At 43.5% G+C, this 18231-nt stretch carries 17 protein-coding genes; 4 read left to right on the plus strand and 13 right to left on the minus strand.

Translation table 11 applies throughout. The features are described 5' to 3' along the window. Positions 1-85: 85 nt before the first annotated feature. Both ACVBIK_RS12435 and cobB read right to left on the minus strand, forming a co-directional pair. Positions 86-541, minus strand: coding sequence for an AAA family ATPase (locus ACVBIK_RS12435; RefSeq protein ID WP_447169801.1), 456 nt, complete (start codon positions 539-541; stop codon positions 86-88). Between the two features lie 76 nt (positions 542-617). Further along, positions 618-1343, minus strand: coding sequence for a Sir2 family NAD+-dependent deacetylase (gene cobB / locus ACVBIK_RS12440; RefSeq protein ID WP_447161960.1), 726 nt, complete (start codon positions 1341-1343; stop codon positions 618-620). Positions 1344-1611: 268 nt separating this feature from the next. Here cobB and fur point away from each other — a divergent pair, with 268 nt between their 5' ends. Continuing rightward, positions 1612-2043 (plus strand): ferric iron uptake transcriptional regulator, encoded by a 432-nt coding sequence (gene fur, locus ACVBIK_RS12445; RefSeq protein WP_447161959.1) that lies wholly within the window; start codon positions 1612-1614, stop codon positions 2041-2043. Positions 2044-2100: 57 nt separating this feature from the next. Here fur and ACVBIK_RS12450 read toward each other — a convergent pair whose 3' ends face one another. Beyond that, positions 2101-2601 carry a GNAT family N-acetyltransferase gene (locus ACVBIK_RS12450; protein WP_447161958.1) on the minus strand — a complete coding sequence of 167 codons (501 nt, stop codon included), beginning with the start codon at positions 2599-2601 and terminating at the stop codon, positions 2101-2103. A 152-nt stretch (positions 2602-2753) separates the two neighbouring features. On the opposite strand from ACVBIK_RS12450, the gene ACVBIK_RS12455 reads away from it, so the two are divergent. Then, positions 2754-4406: an FMN-binding glutamate synthase family protein gene (locus tag ACVBIK_RS12455; protein WP_447161957.1), complete on the plus strand. Its 1653-nt coding sequence runs from the start codon at positions 2754-2756 to the stop codon at positions 4404-4406. Between the two features lie 17 nt (positions 4407-4423). Here the strand turns inward: ACVBIK_RS12455 and ACVBIK_RS12460 are convergent, their stop codons facing one another. The 10 genes from ACVBIK_RS12460 to sdhC all read right to left on the minus strand — a co-directional run bounded on the left by ACVBIK_RS12460 (position 4424) and on the right by sdhC (position 15822). After that, a complete protein-coding gene (locus ACVBIK_RS12460) occupies positions 4424-5350 on the minus strand; it encodes an AEC family transporter (protein ID WP_447169802.1) in 927 nt (308 codons plus the stop codon). Between the two features lie 330 nt (positions 5351-5680). Further along, complete coding sequence (locus ACVBIK_RS12465; RefSeq protein WP_447162228.1) at positions 5681-5989, minus strand: hypothetical protein; 309 nt, start codon at positions 5987-5989, stop codon at positions 5681-5683. Between the two features lie 241 nt (positions 5990-6230). Next, positions 6231-7103 (minus strand): succinate--CoA ligase subunit alpha, encoded by an 873-nt coding sequence (sucD, locus tag ACVBIK_RS12470; protein ID WP_447162227.1) that lies wholly within the window; start codon positions 7101-7103, stop codon positions 6231-6233. Beyond that, entirely contained in the window at positions 7103-8269 is a 1167-nt protein-coding gene (sucC, locus tag ACVBIK_RS12475; protein WP_447162226.1) for an ADP-forming succinate--CoA ligase subunit beta, read from the minus strand. Before sucC ends, sucD begins: the two co-directional genes overlap by 1 nt. An 81-nt stretch (positions 8270-8350) precedes the next feature. After that, positions 8351-9538, minus strand: coding sequence for a 2-oxoglutarate dehydrogenase complex dihydrolipoyllysine-residue succinyltransferase (gene odhB / locus ACVBIK_RS12480; protein ID WP_447162225.1), 1188 nt, complete (start codon positions 9536-9538; stop codon positions 8351-8353). Positions 9539-9570: 32 nt separating this feature from the next. Continuing rightward, on the minus strand, positions 9571-12393 hold the full coding sequence (gene sucA / locus ACVBIK_RS12485; RefSeq protein WP_447162224.1) for a 2-oxoglutarate dehydrogenase E1 component: 2823 nt from the start codon (positions 12391-12393) through the stop codon (positions 9571-9573). 205 nt (positions 12394-12598) lie between these two features. Then, the gene (locus tag ACVBIK_RS12490) at positions 12599-13306 is read right to left on the minus strand and encodes a succinate dehydrogenase iron-sulfur subunit (protein ID WP_220781975.1); all 708 of its coding nucleotides are present in this window, start codon (positions 13304-13306) and stop codon (positions 12599-12601) included. 12 nt (positions 13307-13318) lie between these two features. Further along, positions 13319-15085, minus strand: coding sequence for a succinate dehydrogenase flavoprotein subunit (gene sdhA / locus ACVBIK_RS12495; protein ID WP_447162223.1), 1767 nt, complete (start codon positions 15083-15085; stop codon positions 13319-13321). Further along, entirely contained in the window at positions 15086-15433 is a 348-nt protein-coding gene (sdhD, locus tag ACVBIK_RS12500; RefSeq protein ID WP_447162222.1) for a succinate dehydrogenase, hydrophobic membrane anchor protein, read from the minus strand. Then, a complete protein-coding gene (sdhC, locus tag ACVBIK_RS12505; protein WP_447162231.1) occupies positions 15427-15822 on the minus strand; it encodes a succinate dehydrogenase cytochrome b556 subunit in 396 nt (131 codons plus the stop codon). The genes sdhD and sdhC overlap by 7 nt, the downstream gene beginning before the upstream one ends. Before the next feature lie 411 nt (positions 15823-16233). Here sdhC and ACVBIK_RS12510 point away from each other — a divergent pair, with 411 nt between their 5' ends. Continuing rightward, a complete protein-coding gene (locus ACVBIK_RS12510) occupies positions 16234-17523 on the plus strand; it encodes a citrate synthase (RefSeq protein ID WP_447162221.1) in 1290 nt (429 codons plus the stop codon). Between the two features lie 65 nt (positions 17524-17588). Continuing rightward, positions 17589-17795: a citrate/2-methylcitrate synthase gene (locus tag ACVBIK_RS12515; protein WP_447169818.1), complete on the plus strand. Its 207-nt coding sequence runs from the start codon at positions 17589-17591 to the stop codon at positions 17793-17795. The last annotated feature ends 436 nt before the right edge of the window (positions 17796-18231 follow it).

Genomic DNA, 18231 nt, shown 5'->3' on the forward strand with positions numbered 1-18231 from the left:
TTTATTATTGAGTTTGAAGACAGACTTGTGAAACATATTAACTAAAACTGCAGTTACACAGAATCTGTTACACCCTCTATAATCATTAGGCTTCAAACGTTTTTGCCATGCGAATAATACTATTTAACGGTACCCGATGCTTGTTACGGTCGGCACATAATAGCTGATGATTCTTATCCTTTGGCTCACCAATCTGCTGGATCTGCACTTGATAGCCTTCCGCTTTCGCTGCTGCATAATATCCCTCAAACTCCCATAGAGCCATATTGGTATTATCGCAAATAACCACAGGTATTTTATTAGCAATTGCGTGGATAAATCGCGTTAAGTTAAGTTGATGATATTTAGATAATTGTTTTGAATTAAAGTGGTACTCACCATCAAGATAAAAAAACTCATCTGTAGAGCAAACCTTAACCGATCCACTATCATCACACTTTGGTAATGACTTTACATATTGTTCAACCCAATAGCTTTTACCACTTCCCGGCAGTCCACGCATAATGATTGCAATGCCGCCAACATCAGTATCTTGTTTCATCTACAATTACCTTTTACTTGCCTCATTACGAGGACATTATTAATACCCATTGGTATACGACACCCAAGCACTAAGGCTAAAGTAGGTTATTCACTATTTTGCCACTAAGAATATCATCCACAAGTTTAGGTACCACTTCACTCGCTTTCCCTTCTAAATGATATTGGAATTGGCTGTGCCTATCTGCAGCCACAAGGTTAATCTCAACCGTCTGTGCGCCATGGTGATTAGCTGTATCAACAAAGCCTGCCGCAGGGTACACCGTTCCTGATGTGCCTATCGCAATAAACAGATCGCATGTATCTAGCGCATGTTGAATTCTATCTAAACCAAAAGGCATTTCACCAAACCAAACAACATGCGGCCTAAGTCTTTGAGCTGGTATGCAGCAAGTACAAGTATGTTCTGGTCCAAAAGGTTCTCTTAATACGAAGGTTTGCTGTGAGCGTGGGCAACGCCCTTTAGATAACTCTCCATGCATGTGTAAAAGACGTCGAGAGCCTGCTCGCTCATGTAAATCATCTATGTTTTGTGTAACCACCAACAACTCGCCCTCAAACTCTTGCTCAAGCTTAGCAAGTGCAATATGGCCCGCATTGGGTTCGATAGAGCCATTATGAAACTGTTGCCATCTATCGTTATAGAAACGTTCAACTAACAATGGGTTATTGGCGTAGCCTTCAGGGGTCGCGACCTCTTCGATTTTATGCTCTTCCCATAAACCATCTTGATCTCTAAAGGTACGTAACCCAGATTCAGCAGAGATCCCTGCCCCGGTCAATATTACAATCTGCTGGTACATCTACAGTCCTTATTATTAGTCTTTGCTACTATCTTGCCTTTTTGTCGGCGTAGATGACATTAGGCGTTAGTATAAATGGGCAATAACAATACAAAAAGTACGTTTAAATTGTTTGTTTTATATCTAGTTAATGGCTTTTATTTGCATATGAGGCTTTATTGCTAGATCAAAGGTTTAAGTTTTCAATTTGTACACATATAATGGATTGAATACCCACAAATGAACTGATTAACTTATAGCTAATCGTTCTGCAATCAAGAGAACAATAATGACAGATGGAAATCAAGCGCTAAAGAAAGCCGGTTTGAAAGTGACCTTACCACGAGTCAAAATTTTAGAATTGATGCAAGCGCCAGAGAATCAACACATCAGTGCTGAAGATCTCTATAAGAAGTTACTGGATATTGGTGAAGAGATTGGTCTTGCTACTGTATATCGCGTACTTAACCAGTTTGATGATGCAGGTATTGTTACTCGCCACCACTTTGAGAGTGGCAAGGCTGTTTTCGAACTTTCGTCTCAGCATCACCATGACCACTTAGTATGCCTATCGTGCGGTAAGGTTATCGAATTTTCTGACGAAATGATTGAACGTCGTCAAGATGAAATCGCAATGAAGCATAACATTAAGCTAACTAACCACAGCTTATATCTATACGGTGTTTGTACTAACGATGAGTGCGACCACGGCGTCGCGTAATACTGCGCCTCGAGACAAAAACCAGCTTAGTCGCTGGTTTTTTTGTTTAGGTAACCGCTATAGAAACTTATGAAACACATTCACTTTATGGCCCATAAATTTATCACGGTTTCTTTGCTTCATCCCCACCTTACGCGCAACGCCTTCCGAGCCTTTATTGCCTAGTAAAATTAACGCAATAGCCTCATGAATGTCGTAATCCTGAAAGCGTTCAAGTGCCGCTGCGCCGGCCTCAAAGCCAATACCTTGCCCCCAATATTGTGGTAGATATCGGTACCCCAGCTCCACTTCGTTAAACTCAGTAATAAAAGTCGGGCCACAAAATCCAATCACTTTCCCATCCGACTTATGCTCTACAGCCCAGCGGCCGTAGCCTCGCTCTTGATAGCTGGGTAAAATAACGTTATCTAAAATCTGCGTCGCTTGAGACATTGAAGTCATAGGAGCGCCAGGAATATAAGTTAGGACTTCTGGGACACTGTTCAACAAAAAGATAGCTTTAGTATCTTTAGGCTCAAACCAACGCAAAATCAGCCTGTCTGTCTCAGTAATAATCACAATAAACTCCTTTTAATCAACTTCCTTTCTAGGTAACTAATATACTCGTTATTTGTTTAGTTTAGAAAGTATTAAAACATGTTTGCTTAAATCGTACCAATCGCGTTCAATATAGCAATGCTAGATTAGAGTCAATAACAAAGGAATGCTTTATGACTATCATGCAAAAGGTCTATTGGGTTATTGCAACCTTAGGTAACCTAATTGCCATCAATTATATGCTTAACAACACTGGGCTGTTTCCAAGCTTAGTATTGATGTTTACCCTTTTCTATACTGCTGTCGGTTATTTTGATATCTACCACAGCTCACATACACTTAACCGGCTCTACCCTGTTGTCGCTTATCTACGTTACTTTCTCGAGTCTTATCGAGTCGAAATCCAACAGTACTTCATCGCTAACGACACAGAAGAGACCCCTTTTAACCGTGAACAACGTTCTTTAGTCTACCAACGTGCAAAAAACGTGCGCGACACCATCGCCTTTGGCACACAGAGAAATTTATTAGAAGATAACTACCTCAGTCTGTGGCAATCACTGCACCCTAAAGAGGTTGATAAAAATAACAAACGCATTCAAATTGGTGGGCCCGATTGTTTACAGCCCTATCAAGCATCTTACTTTAATATCTCGGCCATGAGTTTTGGCTCACTGAGTGCTAATGCCATCGAATCCCTTAATCTTGGCGCATTAAAAGCGGGTTGTTACCACAACACCGGTGAAGGTGGCGTGAGTCCCTATCACCTTAAACATCATGGCGACCTAGTTTGGCAAATTGGCTCTGGTTTGTTTGGATGCCGTGATGATGCAGGTAATTTCAACCCCGACACATTTACAGCAATGGCCACTCGCCCGCAAATTAAAATGATTGAGATAAAGCTCTCTCAAGGCGCTAAACCGGGGCATGGAGGGGTATTACCTGCCGCTAAAATTACCGATGAGATTGCAGCCATTCGCCACATCCCCAAAGATAGAGATTGCGTCTCTCCAGCTGTAAACCCTGAATGCACAACGCCAAAAGACCTGCTTAACTTCATTCAGACATTACGGCAGCTCAGTGAAGGGAAACCTGTTGGCTTTAAACTCTGTGTAGGTAACCCTGTCGAGTTTTTAGGTTTATGTAAAGCGATGATTGAAACGGGGATCACCCCAGACTTTATTACCGTTGATGGTGCAGAAGGCGGCACAGGAGCCGCTCCTGTCGAGTTTACTAATAGATTGGGCATGATGTGCCTTGAGGCCATTTATTTCGTTGATAACGCCTTAACGGGTGCAGGACTCAGAGACAAGATCACAATTATCGCCTCAGGAAAAACAGCCTCAAGTTTTGATCTACTGGCAAAAATTGCGATGGGCGCAGATACCGTTAATGCGGCCAGGACCATGATGATGTCCTTAGGCTGTATTCAGTCGAGACAGTGCAACACCAACATGTGTCCTACGGGGATTGCAACACAAGACCCTGCGCGCAGTAGAGCGGTTAATATTGTAGATAAAAGCGAACGAGTCAAAAATTATCACCACAACACGCTCGAGAGTTTTTTCGAATTAGTCGGCAGTATGGGGCTAGACAATCCAGAAAAGTTACAGCCGCATATGCTCAAGCGTCGTACTCCCTATGGTCTATTAATGTCGGTAGGCAGTTTAATCCAACCGCTACAAATGAATGATCTCGTTAACGAGAATAAAGTTGCAGGTCCATGGAATGAATGGTGGCGTACGGCTCAAGCAGAAGACTTCTATTGCGAGGATGTTTATATCCTCTCTCCTGCAGAGCTGTCGCGACCTAGAAATGCTGTTTAGCAAAATTTAATAATCGATTACAGTAACACCGCCAACCAAAAGCTCATGCTTAATACAGACAGTACCGTAGATAACACTACGGTACTGGCGATTACAGCCTGTTGCGCTTGAACTTGCATAGCAACTAGATAGGCATTAACCCCCAAAGGTGAAGCACTGAGTAGAACCAAGACCACTAAATTATCACCATCGATCGACAACAGCTTAGATCCACATAAAAATACTAAAAATGGCAGTAGCAAGAGTTTGACCATGGAAGCGACAAGCGCTAATTGCCAATGACTGGTTATCTTATAAAAACTCAGGTTTGCCCCAAGCACAAACAAGGCACATGCCAAAGCCGACTCACTGAGCAGGCGCAACCCATTAAATAAGTTATCTTCTACTTTAATCGCGAGTAAATTTAACAGTAATCCTGCAGAAATCCCCAATACAATCGGGTTTAACACTATGCCTTTTATAAACTGCCATCCATTGAATCCAGAGGTATTTTGCTTATAACTCAAAAGAAAAGTTAATGAAAAAAGCATGGCGCTATGAAAGGTGATAATTGCAAACACGTTGCCCATCATCTTCTCACCCAGCGCGCCTACGATAACTGGCAAACCAACAAGAATCGTGTTGGAATAGCTACATCCTAATCCATAAACAGCACTACTTGTGAGTAAAGCTTTACGCCCTCGCATTAGCCAGCAATATAATCCAGCAACGACCCCGTAGACACCAAGCACAGGCAGATAAAAAGCCATTAAGTTTTTAAGCTCAAAACTCTTAGCCAGATCGGCTTGGTACATATTAATGAACAAAAAAGCCGGTATGGACAGATAAAAGGTAAATAGGCTTATGCCACCGATACTTTCTTTAGTAAACGGCCCCTTCGCCGTCAGAAAATAGCCTAAGCTCGCCATAAAAAGTAATGGAAAGATGATAGTAATCGTCGACATCAAGTTAAATCCCTTAACAAATTAATACCTTTATAAATAAAGGCTTACTAGCGTGGAGAATAGCAATGGCTATAAATAAAGCTAGAGCGAGATTGAGATTGAGCGCAGGGATAATAGCAGAGTACGGGTGGTTGTGTTAACAAGATTGAAACTTTGTGGTTTCTAGGTCAAAAATGTATCTAAAACCTTTTACCGGCAACGCTAAATTGACAGCTAATAAAAATCATAGCGACACCATGTCATCTCGAAGGGTTAGCCACATCGAAATAACCTAGTCCCTAACATAAAGATATTCAGATATAAAAAGCAGGGCTTTAAAGCGAGAGCATACTACTTACTAGACACATTAAGCGGAATAATATTACAGAAGATCTCCTTCTCGAACTGCTGCTCTAAGCGGTCGCGCCATGACTGCTTGTTAATTGGCACGAGGTAAAAATGCTCTCTAGACGTATCTGTTACAAAGGCTAACCCATGACGCATTAGCTCAAAGTGGATATCGTTAACAAAATCCGCAGAAAAGTTTTGGCGGCCAGTTAACTGATTGATATCTTTACGGGTGAGCGAAACACCTTCGTTGAGTTCACCAAACCTCATTCGCAGCCAATCAGAAAATTCTTTTGCACTAACCATCGACATAAAAGTTACCTACAAGTTCCCTATAGATAAATTAGGTATAACAGATTGTTAAAACTACGCCATATTTTTGACAAAATAAGACGGATTTATCGCCAATAGTTCTAGCTTTGCCCCTCTTGGTAGAATTAAACTCTAAAAACAAACTGACAAAATTGAAAAATTACACTTACCTTTATTGTAAACATAAAGAGCTGGCAACAAAAAAGGCGCTAAAAGCGCCTTTTTTAAACAAGGTTAGAAATTACCAACCTGTTTTAGTACGAAGTGCCTTACCGATATCAGCAAGTGAACGTACAGTCGTTACGCCTGCAGCTTCAAGAGCCGCAAACTTATCTTCTGCCGTACCTTTACCACCAGCGATAATTGCGCCAGCATGGCCCATACGCTTGCCTTCAGGTGCAGTAACACCAGCAATGTATGATACAACTGGTTTAGTCACGTTAGCCTTGATGTATTCAGCAGCTTCTTCTTCAGCTGTGCCACCAATTTCACCAATCATTACGATTGCTTCAGTTTGTGGATCGTTTTGGAACATTTCCAATACGTCGATGAAGTTTGTACCAGGAATAGGGTCGCCACCAATACCAACACAAGTTGATTGACCAAAACCTTCATCAGTAGTTTGCTTAACCGCTTCGTACGTTAACGTACCAGAGCGAGAAACAATACCTACTTTACCTGGCTTGTGGATGTGACCTGGCATGATACCAATCTTACACTCACCAGGTGTGATAACACCTGGGCAGTTTGGACCAATCATGCGTACGCCAGTTTCTTCAAGCTTAACTTTAACTTGAAGCATATCTAACGTTGGGATCCCTTCAGTAATACAAACGATTAGCTCAATGCCACCGTCGATTGCTTCTAGGATTGCATCTTTACAGAAAGGTGCAGGCACATAGATAACTGATGCTGTAGCACCGGTCACTTCAACTGCGTCTTTAACAGTATTAAATACTGGAAGACCTAGATGAGATTGACCACCCTTTCCAGGAGAAACACCGCCGACCATCTTAGTGCCGTAAGCGATAGCTTGCTCTGAGTGGAATGTTCCTTGACCGCCAGTAAAACCTTGACAGATAACTTTGGTATCTTTGTTAATTAATACAGACATTATTTGCCCTCCGCAGCTTTAACTACTTGCTCAGCCGCGTCAGTTAGACTTGTAGCTGCGATAATATCTAGATCTGAGTTAGCTAGCACTTCACGACCTAGATCAGCGTTAGTACCTTCAAGACGTACAACAACAGGTACTTCAACACCGACTTCTTTAACTGCGCCAATGATGCCTTCAGCAATCATGTCACAACGAACGATGCCACCAAAGATGTTCACAAGAACAGCTTTAACGTTTGAATCAGACAAGATGATCTTGAATGCTTCAGCTACACGCTCTTTAGTCGCTCCACCGCCTACATCTAGGAAGTTAGCAGGCTTACCACCATGTAGGTTTACGATATCCATCGTACCCATTGCTAGGCCAGCACCATTAACCATGCAACCAACGTTACCGTCTAGTGCTACATAGTTAAGCTCAAACTTAGCCGCGTGAGCTTCACGAGCATCATCTTGTGATGGATCGTGCATTTCACGGATTTTAGGCTGACGGAACAATGCGTTACCATCGATACCAATCTTGCCATCAAGACAATGAATGTTGCCTTCTTCAGTGATAACAAGTGGGTTGATTTCAAGTAGTGCGAAATCATGGTCTTCAAACATTTTCGCTAGGCCCATAAAGACCTTAGTGAATTGCTTCATTTGAGTTGGGTTAAGACCTAACTTGAAACCAAGATCACGTGCCTGGTATGGCTGAGGACCAGTAAGCGGATCAATAATCGCTTTATGGATCAACTCAGGCGTTTCTTCTGCCACGGTTTCAATTTCAACGCCGCCTTCGGTAGACGCCATGAACACAACGCGTCGTGTTGAGCGATCTACTACTGCACCTAGGTACAGTTCATTTGCAATATCAGTGCAGCTTTCAACTAAAATCTTAGCTACTGGCTGACCTTTCTCGTCAGTTTGGTAAGTAACAAGGTTCTTACCTAACCAATGTTCAGCGAATGCGCGGATCTCTTCTTTATCACCGGTAACTTTAACGCCACCTGCTTTACCACGGCCGCCAGCGTGTACTTGACACTTAACAACCCACATATCACCGCCAATATGGCCCGCTGCTTCAACTGCTTCTTGAGCAGTATCACACGCAAAACCTTCTGACACTGGTAAACCATATTCGGCAAATAGAGCTTTTGCCTGATATTCATGCAAATTCATGATGATCTATCCATTCTACTTCTTATAAATTTTTCAACAGGCCCTAGTAGGGCCTGCAACGAGGGTATTGTCTGCCTTGACCTAAAGGTCAAGTAACAGACGAGTTGGATCTTCTAGGAAGTCTTTAATAGCAACCAAGTAACCAACTGATTCACGACCATCTACAATCCGGTGATCGTAAGAAAGTGCGAGGTACATCATAGGCAGGATTTCCACCTGACCATTTACTGCCATTGGGCGATCTTTAATGGCATGCATGCCTAAGATTGCGCTTTGTGGCAGATTCAGAATTGGTGTTGACATCAGTGAGCCAAATACACCACCGTTAGTCACGGTGAAGTTACCACCAGTCATATCTTCTACTGTTAGCTTACCGTCACGGCCTTTAATGGCGAGTTCACGCACATTACGCTCGATATCAGCAAGGCTCATCTTGTCTGTGTCACGTAGAACGGGGGTCACAAGGCCACGAGGAGTCGATACTGCAATGCTCACATCGAAATAGTTGTGATAAACAATCTCGTCACCATCTATTGAAGCGTTCACTTCAGGGAAACGCTTAAGTGCTTCAGTGACCGCTTTAACGTAGAAAGACATGAAACCTAGACGAATACCGTGGCGCTTCTCAAAAATCTCTTGATATTGCTTACGAATATCCATAATTGGCTTCATGTTAACTTCGTTAAACGTCGTTAGCATGGCTGTAGAGTTTTTAGCTTCAAGTAGACGATTCGCAATCGTTTTACGAAGACGTGTCATAGGTACACGTTTTTCGCTGCGCTCAGCAAGAGGTGCTACGGCAACTGGTGCACTTACTGCTGGAGCCGATGCTGCGCCTTTGTTCTTAACAAAAGCTTCAACATCTTCTTTAGTGATACGTCCACCGATACCCGTACCGTTAACCGCATTTGCATCAACGTTGTGCTCAGCAATTAAACGACGAACTGATGGGCTCAGTGCATCATTAGACTCATCAGCCGCAGGTGCTGCAGCTTCAGCTTCAGCTTTAGTGACTTCTTGACCTGCAACTGCGCCCGCTACGAAGCTTGCAATCACAGCTTCACCAAGAACAGTATCGCCTTCTTGAGCTAAAAACTCAGCAATCTGTCCGTCTTCTGGTGCAACAACTTCAAGTACGACTTTATCAGTTTCAATATCAACAAGGATTTGATCACGAGAAACTTGCTCGCCAGCTTGAACATGCCATGTCGCAATGGTTGCATCTGCAACTGATTCTGGCAGTACGGGTACCTTAATTTCGATACTCATGGATTACGATCCTTTTTATATAATGTCTATTACTACAGCTTTAACGCACTGTTGATTAATGATTCTTGTTGCTGAGCATGCAATGCAGGGTAACCACATGCTGGTGCAGCTGAAGCTTCACGGCCTGCGTAGCTCAACTGAGCTCCCCCAGGAATGACACTCCAGAAATGATGTTGACTACAATACCAAGCACCTTGGTTTTGTGGCTCTTCTTGGCACCAAACAAAATCTTTAACGTGGCTATATTCAGCAAGGGCTGCTGCCGCTTCTTCATGTGGGAACGGGTACAGTTGTTCGACACGAATTAACGCAACATTATCTAAGCCTTCTTTACGACGACGCTCTAAGAGCTCAAAGTAAACTTTTCCGCTACAAAATACGACTCTATCGACTTTACTTGCATTTAATTCATCAATTTCGCCGATAACGTTTTGGAACGTACCGTGTGCTAACTCTTCCAGGCTAGAAACCGCTAATGGATGACGTAGCAATGACTTAGGCGACATAACCACGAGTGGGCGACGCATAGGGCGTACAACCTGACGACGTAGCATGTGGTAAACCTGAGCTGGTGTCGACGGCACACACACTTGCATGTTGTGGTTAGCACAAAGTTGGAGGAAACGTTCTAGACGTGCACTTGAGTGCTCAGGACCTTGCCCTTCATAACCATGAGGCAATAGCATCGTTAAGCCACATAAACGGCCCCACTTCTGCTCACCCGATGATAAGAACTGATCGATAACAACTTGGGCACAGTTAGCAAAATCACCAAACTGAGCTTCCCATAGTGTTAATCCACCCGGCTCGGCTGTGGCGTAACCGTATTCAAATGCTAGGACTGATGCTTCCGATAAAACCGAGTCGGTTAAATCAATGGGCCCTTGCTCATCGGCAATATTGCGCAGTGGCATATAAGCCGTTGCATCATTTTGATTATGCAATACTGCGTGACGATGGAAGAAAGTACCGCGACCAGAATCTTGACCGGTAATACGGATACGTTTCTTGTCTTCAAGAATCGACGCATAAGCCAAGGTCTCGGCAAAGCCCCAATCTAGCAGTTTTTCACCTGCAGCCATTGCTAAACGATCTTTATAAATCTTAGCAACGCGTGATTGCAGCTTGTGGCTTTCTGGTACATAACTGATTTTATCAGCTAAGTTTTTGATGCGCTCAATCGACATATGCGCATCATATGCATCATTCCACTCGGCGCCGATATAAGGGCTCCAATCGACAGAGTGAAGTGTCATTGGTCGCCACTCTTTCACGACGCAATCACCATCATCAAGTGCATCACGATAAGCATTCACCATCGAAGTTACGTCATCGCTACCCATTGCGTTTTCAGCAATTAGCTTATCGGCGTAGATCTTTCTTGGTGTTGGATGCTTTTTAATCTTGGCATACATAAGAGGCTGAGTAGCACTTGGCTCATCGGCTTCGTTATGGCCGTGACGGCGATAACAAACCAAGTCAATCACCACATCACGTTTGAATTCGTTACGGTAATCGACTGCCAATTGTGAAACAAAAGCAACCGCTTCAGGGTCATCTGCATTCACGTGGAAAATTGGTGCCTGCACCATCTTAGCGATATCAGTACAGTATTCAGTTGAACGTACGTCTTCAGTTAAGTTAGTGGTAAAGCCAACCTGATTGTTAACTACGATACGGATACTGCCGCCAACCTTAAAGCCACGAGTCTGCGACATGTTGAAGGTTTCTTGCACAATACCCTGGCCAGTAATGGCAGAGTCACCATGAATAGTGATTGGCATCACCTGCAAACCCGTATCACAACCGCGTCTATCTAAACGCGCACGTACAGAACCAATAACCACAGGGTTAACGATTTCAAGGTGAGATGGGTTAAACGCAAGTGCTAGGTGAACGTTACCACCTGGCGTTTCGAAATCTGAGGAGAAACCTTGGTGATATTTAACGTCACCAGAGCCATTAAGCTCATCACTGTGCTTACCGGCAAACTCATCGAACAACTCTGATGGTTTCTTGCCTAGAATATTGACTAGCACGTTCAAACGACCACGGTGTGCCATACCAATAACGACTTCTTTGGTACCCGCATCACCTGCGCGATAAATAATTTCACGCATCATAGGAACGAGTGCATCACCGCCCTCTAACGAGAAGCGCTTTGCCCCTGGGAACTTAGCACCTAGGTATTTTTCCATACCCTCAGCGGCGTTGAGTCCTTCAAGAATTCGAGTCTTATCTTCTTTTGAGTAGTTTGCAGCACCCAGAGACGGTTCAAGACGTTGCTGAATCCAACGTTTTTCATCGGTATCGGTAATGTGCATATACTCAGCACCGATAGAACCACAATAGGTCGCCTTTAGTGCTTTAACGAGATCCACCAGCTTCATGGTTTCACCACCATGAGCAAATGAACCCGTATTAAATTGACGCTGCATATCATCGCTATCTAAGCCGTGAAATGCTGGGTCTAACTCAGATACCTTGTCGCGCTTCCAAATATCAAGCGGATCTAAATTGGCATTCTGATGACCACGGAAACGGTGAGCGTTAATTAACTGTAGGACTTTAACTTGTTTTGCATCGACTTCATGATCGGTCACCTTAGGTGAACCTTTTTGACGTCCATCTAATGCAAGACTACGAAAATAGTCGCGTACTTTAGAGTGGGCAGCTTCTGGCACATCCGCTGATGAACCATTAACTAGAGGGAGGTTATCAAACACGACACGCCAGTCTTCAGTAACTGACTGTGGATCGACTTGATAGGCTTCATACATCTCTTCTACATAGGTCGAATTCGCGCCATTAAGATGTGACGATTCGAGCCAGGCTTTCATGATGCCTTGGTGCATTTCTATTCCTTTCAAACTGTATACACGTGCTTAGCCAAAGTCATAAATACAGATCCTTAGTAACGTAAAGGATATGTAATCTCTGTAGCCCCGAGAGTTCCAGATTTTCGTTATATTTGTCTTCCATGACACAAAAAAGAGCCACCCTCCACAGGGAAAGTGACTCATATAGAGCTATATCAATATCGGCTCTTGGTTCTGCATACTAAACGGCTCTCTGCAGCAGCATAGACTTAATATGTCCAATTGCTTTTGTCGGATTAAGCCCTTTAGGACAAACGTCAACGCAGTTCATGATGCCGTGGCAGCGAAATACGCTGTACGCGTCATCAAGCCCAGATAAACGCTCCTCAGTTGCCGTATCACGGCTATCGATCAAGAAGCGATAGGCATGTAGCAAGCCACTTGGACCGATAAACTTGTCTGGGTTCCACCAGAATGAAGGACAAGCCGTAGAACAACATGCACACATGATGCACTCATAGAGTCCATCTAAATGCTCACGCTCTTCTGGTGATTGCAGATGTTCACGCGCAGGCGTTTTTTCGTCGTTAATCAAGAAAGGCTTAATCTTTTCGTACTGGGTATAGAACTGAGTTAGGTCAACAATCAAATCACGTACTACAGGCATGCCTGGCAGTGGACGGATTTCGATTTTTTTCCCTTTAAAGGTAGAAACTGGCGTAATACACGCAAGGCCGTTTTTACCATTCATGTTGATACCATCACTACCACATACGCCTTCACGGCATGAGCGTCTAAACGCGAGTGTTGGGTCTAACTCTTTAAGCTTTAATAGTGCATCCAGTACCATCATGTCGGTACCTTCATCCACTTCTAAGCTGTAATCCTTCATGTATGGCTTAGTGTCTACATCAGGATTGTAGCGATAAACTGCAAATTCCAATTTCATCGGGTCTTCTCCTTAGTAGGTACGCTTAATTGGCGGGAATGCGGCACGAAGTTTTGGTTCCATGTTCACATCACGCTTAGTCATTAGCTCGGTAACCGGGTCGTAGATACTGTGGCATAACCAGTTATCATCATCACGCTCTAGGTAATCTTCACGTGAATGTGCACCACGACTTTCTGTACGGAAGTTGGCCGCTGTTGCCGTAGCAATTGCAGTTGCCATCAAGTTATCTAACTCTAAACATTCAATACGCTGAGTATTGAACTCTGTTGAGTTATCAGAAAGTTTCGCATTAGCCAAACGTTCGCGGATAGCTTTAAGCTCTTTAAGGCCTTCAGCCATCGCATCGCCACTTCTAAATACTGAGAAGTTAAGCTGCATACAAAGTTGTAAGTCTTTACGGATAACCGTTGGGTCTTCACCATCTTTGTTGCTTTCCCAGCGATTTAGACGCGCTAGAGAGGCATCGATATCAGCTTGTGTTGCATCTTTTGCAATCGGTGTTTCGTCCAATGCTTTACCTAAGTGTTGACCCGCTGCTCGACCAAATACTACAAGATCTAACAATGAGTTACCACCCAATCGGTTCGCACCGTGCACCGATACGCATGCTATTTCACCAACCGCGAATAGACCGATTACATCTTCTTCAGTGCCATCGCTATTTTGGCGTACAACTTGACCACTCACTTTGGCTGGTAGACCACCCATCATATAGTGACAAGTCGGTAAAACTGGGATTGGACCATCTGCTGGATCGATATGTGCGAACGTGCGAGACAATTCACAAACACCTGGAAGACGTGCTTCAAGGGTTTCTTTACCTAAGTGATCAAGCTTAAGTAAACAGTGCGGACCTAATGGGCCATCAAGACCACGACCTTCACGGATTTCAGTCATCATAGAGCGTGCAACCACGTCACGAGATGCTAAATCTTTCGCATTAGGTGCGTAACGTTCCATGAAACGTTCGCCGTCTTTGTTTAGCAGATAACCGCCTTCGCCACGACAACCTTCAGTGACCAAAACACCTGCGCCAGCAATACCCGTTGGGTGGAACTGCCACATTTCCATGTCTTGCATCTGCACGCCAGCGCGCATCGCCATACCCACACCGTCACCAGTGTTAATATGAGCGTTAGTAGTAGAGGCGTAGATACGACCTGCTCCACCTGTCGCTAAAATCGTTGCTTTTGCTTTGAAATAAACAATTTCGCCAGTTTCAATTTCAATTGCAGTACAACCGACAATCACACCGTCTTCATTTTTAACCAAGTCGAGTGCATACCACTCAGAAAAGACTTCGGTCTTATGTTTAACGTTTTGCTGGTAAAGGCAATGCAATAATGCGTGACCGGTACGGTCTGCTGCAGCTGCGGTACGCGCCGCTTGCTCACCACCAAAGTTTCTAGATTGGCCGCCAAATGGGCGCTGATAAATAGTGCCGTTTTCGAAACGTGAGAAAGGTAAACCCATATGCTCAAGCTCAATAACGGCTTCAGGACCGGTCTTACACATAAACTCAATCGCTTCTTGGTCACCGATAAAATCAGAACCTTTAACGGTATCGTACATGTGCTGTTCCCAGTGATCTTCGTGCGCATTACCAAGGGCTACAGTAATACCACCCTGTGCAGATACGGTATGAGAACGAGTTGGGAATACTTTAGATAACAGCGCACAGCTCTTACCTTCTTTAGAAATCTGTAGAGCGGCACGCATACCGGCGCCACCAGCACCGATTACAACCGCGTCAAATTCGCGAACTGGAATACCCACTTAAACACCCCACACAATCAAAATGCCTGCGACCAAATAACTGAAGGCTGCTACGACAAAAACAAACTGAAGTACACCACGTAGAGAAACACACTTTACATAATCAGTCAGCACCTGCCAGATCCCAATCCAGGCATGTATCAACACTGCAACTAGCGCGAGTACGGTGAAGACTTTCATTGGCAACGTGCTAAATAAGCCATGCCATGCGTCATAAGTTAGTGGAGAGCTACATGCGATAAACCCAACCAAGAAAATGGTATAACAGGCTAGGATTACTGCACTTGCACGTATAAGAATAAAGTCATGGACACCGCTGCGCCCAAAACTTGCTGCGTTAGTTACCATACCCAAATCCCCGCAATGATTGAAAACACTACTGACAAGGCAATAGCGACTTTAGCCGAAGTTACACCAGAAGAAAGTTCTTCCCAGTAGCCAGCATCCATCACTAAGTGGCGAATACCCACTATTAAGTGATAACCCAGCGCGGTAAGAATTCCCCAAACGATGAACTTAACAACAAAGTTATCAAAAAGAGATTGGACGCCAGCGAAACTCTCGGCTGATGCTAATGATTCATTAAGCAACCAGATAAGGATACCGACGGCAAACAGCATGATGACACCCGATACACGATGAAGAATCGACGCGATCGCTGTTGCAGGGAAGCGTATGGTCTGCAGATCTAAATGGACAGGTCTTTGCTTTTTCACGTTCTGCTCACTCTGCTCAATTGAGCTATTTTTTGTTATATGAACCGCTTTCGCTCAAATTCTAATCAGTGATCAAGATCACGGTTTAGAACTTTTACAAAAGAAAACTTGAAACAAACATTTAACAGTTTTAGCAACCACTAATTAAGCATGCAAATAAGTGATAACTAATCGCTAATGTATGCAGCTCTTCTGAGCTGCGGCAAGTATACGTGGGTGAAATGTCAAATACAAACATCACATTATGCAAATTTAGTTTTTTTGGTAAAAAAATCTGCCAAGCTGCTGTTGGCACAGGTAGTTAATGGCATTTAATACCATGGTCTAACGAATTTAAACGCTTATTTAAATTGAAATGTGATCTAGATTCACTGTAAAGTATTGACGTTTGATAAGCCGCACTCAATAAGAATGAAGTAAGGAGAATGGGGTATGGCTGACAATATAGCCAAATTAGAACTACCAGGGAATGATTCAATCGATCTGCCTATTAAAGAAGGTACGGCAGGATTTGATGTAATCGACATCAGCAAGTTAGGTAGCAAAGGTTACTTTACTTTCGATCCAGGATTTCTTGCGACCGGATCTTGTGAATCTGCAATTACTTATATCGATGGTGAGAAAGGAATACTGCTTCACCGCGGTTACCCGATCGATCAACTGGCGACAGAATCAAGTTACTTAGATTTATGCTATTTGTTGCTTTATGGAGAGCTTCCAAGTAAAGCTGAATACGAAAAATTCGTACACACAGTAAAGACTCACACCATGGTTAACGAGCAACTGGCCTTCTTTTTTAGAGGATTCAGACCTGATGCTCACCCAATGGCGATGTTATGTGGCGTAACTGGCGCCCTATCGGCGTTTTACCAAGACTCTTTAGATGTGAATGACGAACGTCATCGCGAAATTGCCGCGTATCGTTTGGTATCGAAGATGCCAACAATTGCAGCGATGTGTTACAAGTATTCAATCGGTCAGCCGTTTGTCTACCCACGTAACGACTTAAGCTATGCTGGCAACTTCTTAAGCATGATGTTTGCAGTACCTTGTGAAGAATACAAGGTTAACCCAATCGTTGAACGTGCCATGGATCGTATTTTCATCCTACACGCTGACCACGAGCAAAATGCGTCAACATCTACCGTACGTTTAGCGGGCTCTTCAGGTGCTAATCCATTTGCATGTATTGCAGCGGGTATTGCGTCTCTATGGGGTCCTGCGCACGGCGGAGCGAATGAAGCATGCCTAAATATGCTGGAAGAGATCGGTACTGTTGATCGTATTCCAGAGTTTATTGCACGTGCTAAAGATAAAGAAGATCCATTCCGTCTTATGGGCTTCGGTCACCGTGTTTACAAGAACTTCGACCCTCGCGCTAAAGTAATGCGTGAAACATGTCATGAAGTGCTTGCCGAACTGAAAGTGAACGATCCGCTTCTAGATGTAGCCATGGAGCTTGAGCGTATTGCACTAGAAGATGAGTATTTCGTGTCTAAGAAGCTTTATCCCAATGTTGATTTCTACTCAGGGATCATCATGAAAGCCATTGGCATTCCAACAAGCATGTTCACTGTATTGTTCGCCCTAGCGCGCACAGTCGGTTGGATTGCACATTGGAAAGAGATGCTAGATCAGCCAGGTCATAAGATCAGTCGTCCTCGCCAGCTTTATACGGGTGATGCTAAGCGTGACTTTATCGATTTAGATAAACGCGGATAAATATCAGTCATCATCACATTTAAGCTCGTCACTTAAATTGAGATACGACGACCTAAAAGGCACTCATTGAGTGCCTTTTTTATTATCTGGTTCTATCCTATAGAATATTCCAGCATGTTCACCCAATATGGTTCGCGTTAGCCCGCACAGTCGGTTGGATTGCACATTGGAAAGAGATGCTAGATCAGCCTGATCATAAGATCAGTCGTCCTCGCCAGCTTTATACGGGTGATGCTAAGCGTGAATTTATCGATTTAGATAAACGCGGATAAATATCAGTCATCATCACATTTAAGCTCGTCACTTAAATTGAGATAATACGCCAAATAAAATTCATCATGAAAAATGTTAATGACAGCAAAAAAGGCGTTTCTACATAGTAAAAACAGTCATATCCGTTAGCTAAATACGCGATATTGATGGCTCATCTAGCCTAAACCTTTCAATTAGTCACAACTCATATCTGTGAGAAATCGTTATAAAGCACTGTTATAAAGTTAGCTAAAGGCAGTAAATAGGCAGTAAATCGTCAGCAGAGTATTTTTTTGTTAAAAAAACCAACATATGTAACTTTTCGCTACATTTTGTGATCAAAACACAAAAAACGAACACAGCATGAAAATAAGCTGCTGAATAAAAACAACTTTTTACTTTGGCACACATCCTGCTTTATCAGGCCTATCGGAAAATAGAATTAGGGCCTACTTA

This window comes from Shewanella sp. 125m-1 (assembly GCF_052977065.1).

Bases quoted from the DNA above. Each gene is read 5' to 3' on its own strand.
- ACVBIK_RS12435 (WP_447169801.1), bottom strand. From the start codon at position 541: ATGAAACAAGATACTGATGTTGGCGGCATTGCAATCATTATGCGTGGA.
- odhB (WP_447162225.1), bottom strand. From the start codon at position 9,538: ATGAGTATCGAAATTAAGGTACCCGTACTGCCAGAATCAGTTGCAGAT.
- ACVBIK_RS12455 (WP_447161957.1), top strand. From the start codon at position 2,754: ATGACTATCATGCAAAAGGTCTATTGGGTTATTGCAACCTTAGGTAAC.
- sdhD (WP_447162222.1), bottom strand. From the start codon at position 15,433: ATGGTAACTAACGCAGCAAGTTTTGGGCGCAGCGGTGTCCATGACTTT.
- cobB (WP_447161960.1), bottom strand. From the start codon at position 1,343: ATGTACCAGCAGATTGTAATATTGACCGGGGCAGGGATCTCTGCTGAA.
- ACVBIK_RS12460 (WP_447169802.1), bottom strand. From the start codon at position 5,350: ATGTCGACGATTACTATCATCTTTCCATTACTTTTTATGGCGAGCTTA.
- fur (WP_447161959.1), top strand. From the start codon at position 1,612: ATGACAGATGGAAATCAAGCGCTAAAGAAAGCCGGTTTGAAAGTGACC.
- sucD (WP_447162227.1), bottom strand. From the start codon at position 7,103: ATGTCTGTATTAATTAACAAAGATACCAAAGTTATCTGTCAAGGTTTT.
- ACVBIK_RS12510 (WP_447162221.1), top strand. From the start codon at position 16,234: ATGGCTGACAATATAGCCAAATTAGAACTACCAGGGAATGATTCAATC.
- ACVBIK_RS12490 (WP_220781975.1), bottom strand. From the start codon at position 13,306: ATGAAATTGGAATTTGCAGTTTATCGCTACAATCCTGATGTAGACACT.
- sucC (WP_447162226.1), bottom strand. From the start codon at position 8,269: ATGAATTTGCATGAATATCAGGCAAAAGCTCTATTTGCCGAATATGGT.
- ACVBIK_RS12465 (WP_447162228.1), bottom strand. From the start codon at position 5,989: ATGTCGATGGTTAGTGCAAAAGAATTTTCTGATTGGCTGCGAATGAGG.
- sucA (WP_447162224.1), bottom strand. From the start codon at position 12,393: ATGCACCAAGGCATCATGAAAGCCTGGCTCGAATCGTCACATCTTAAT.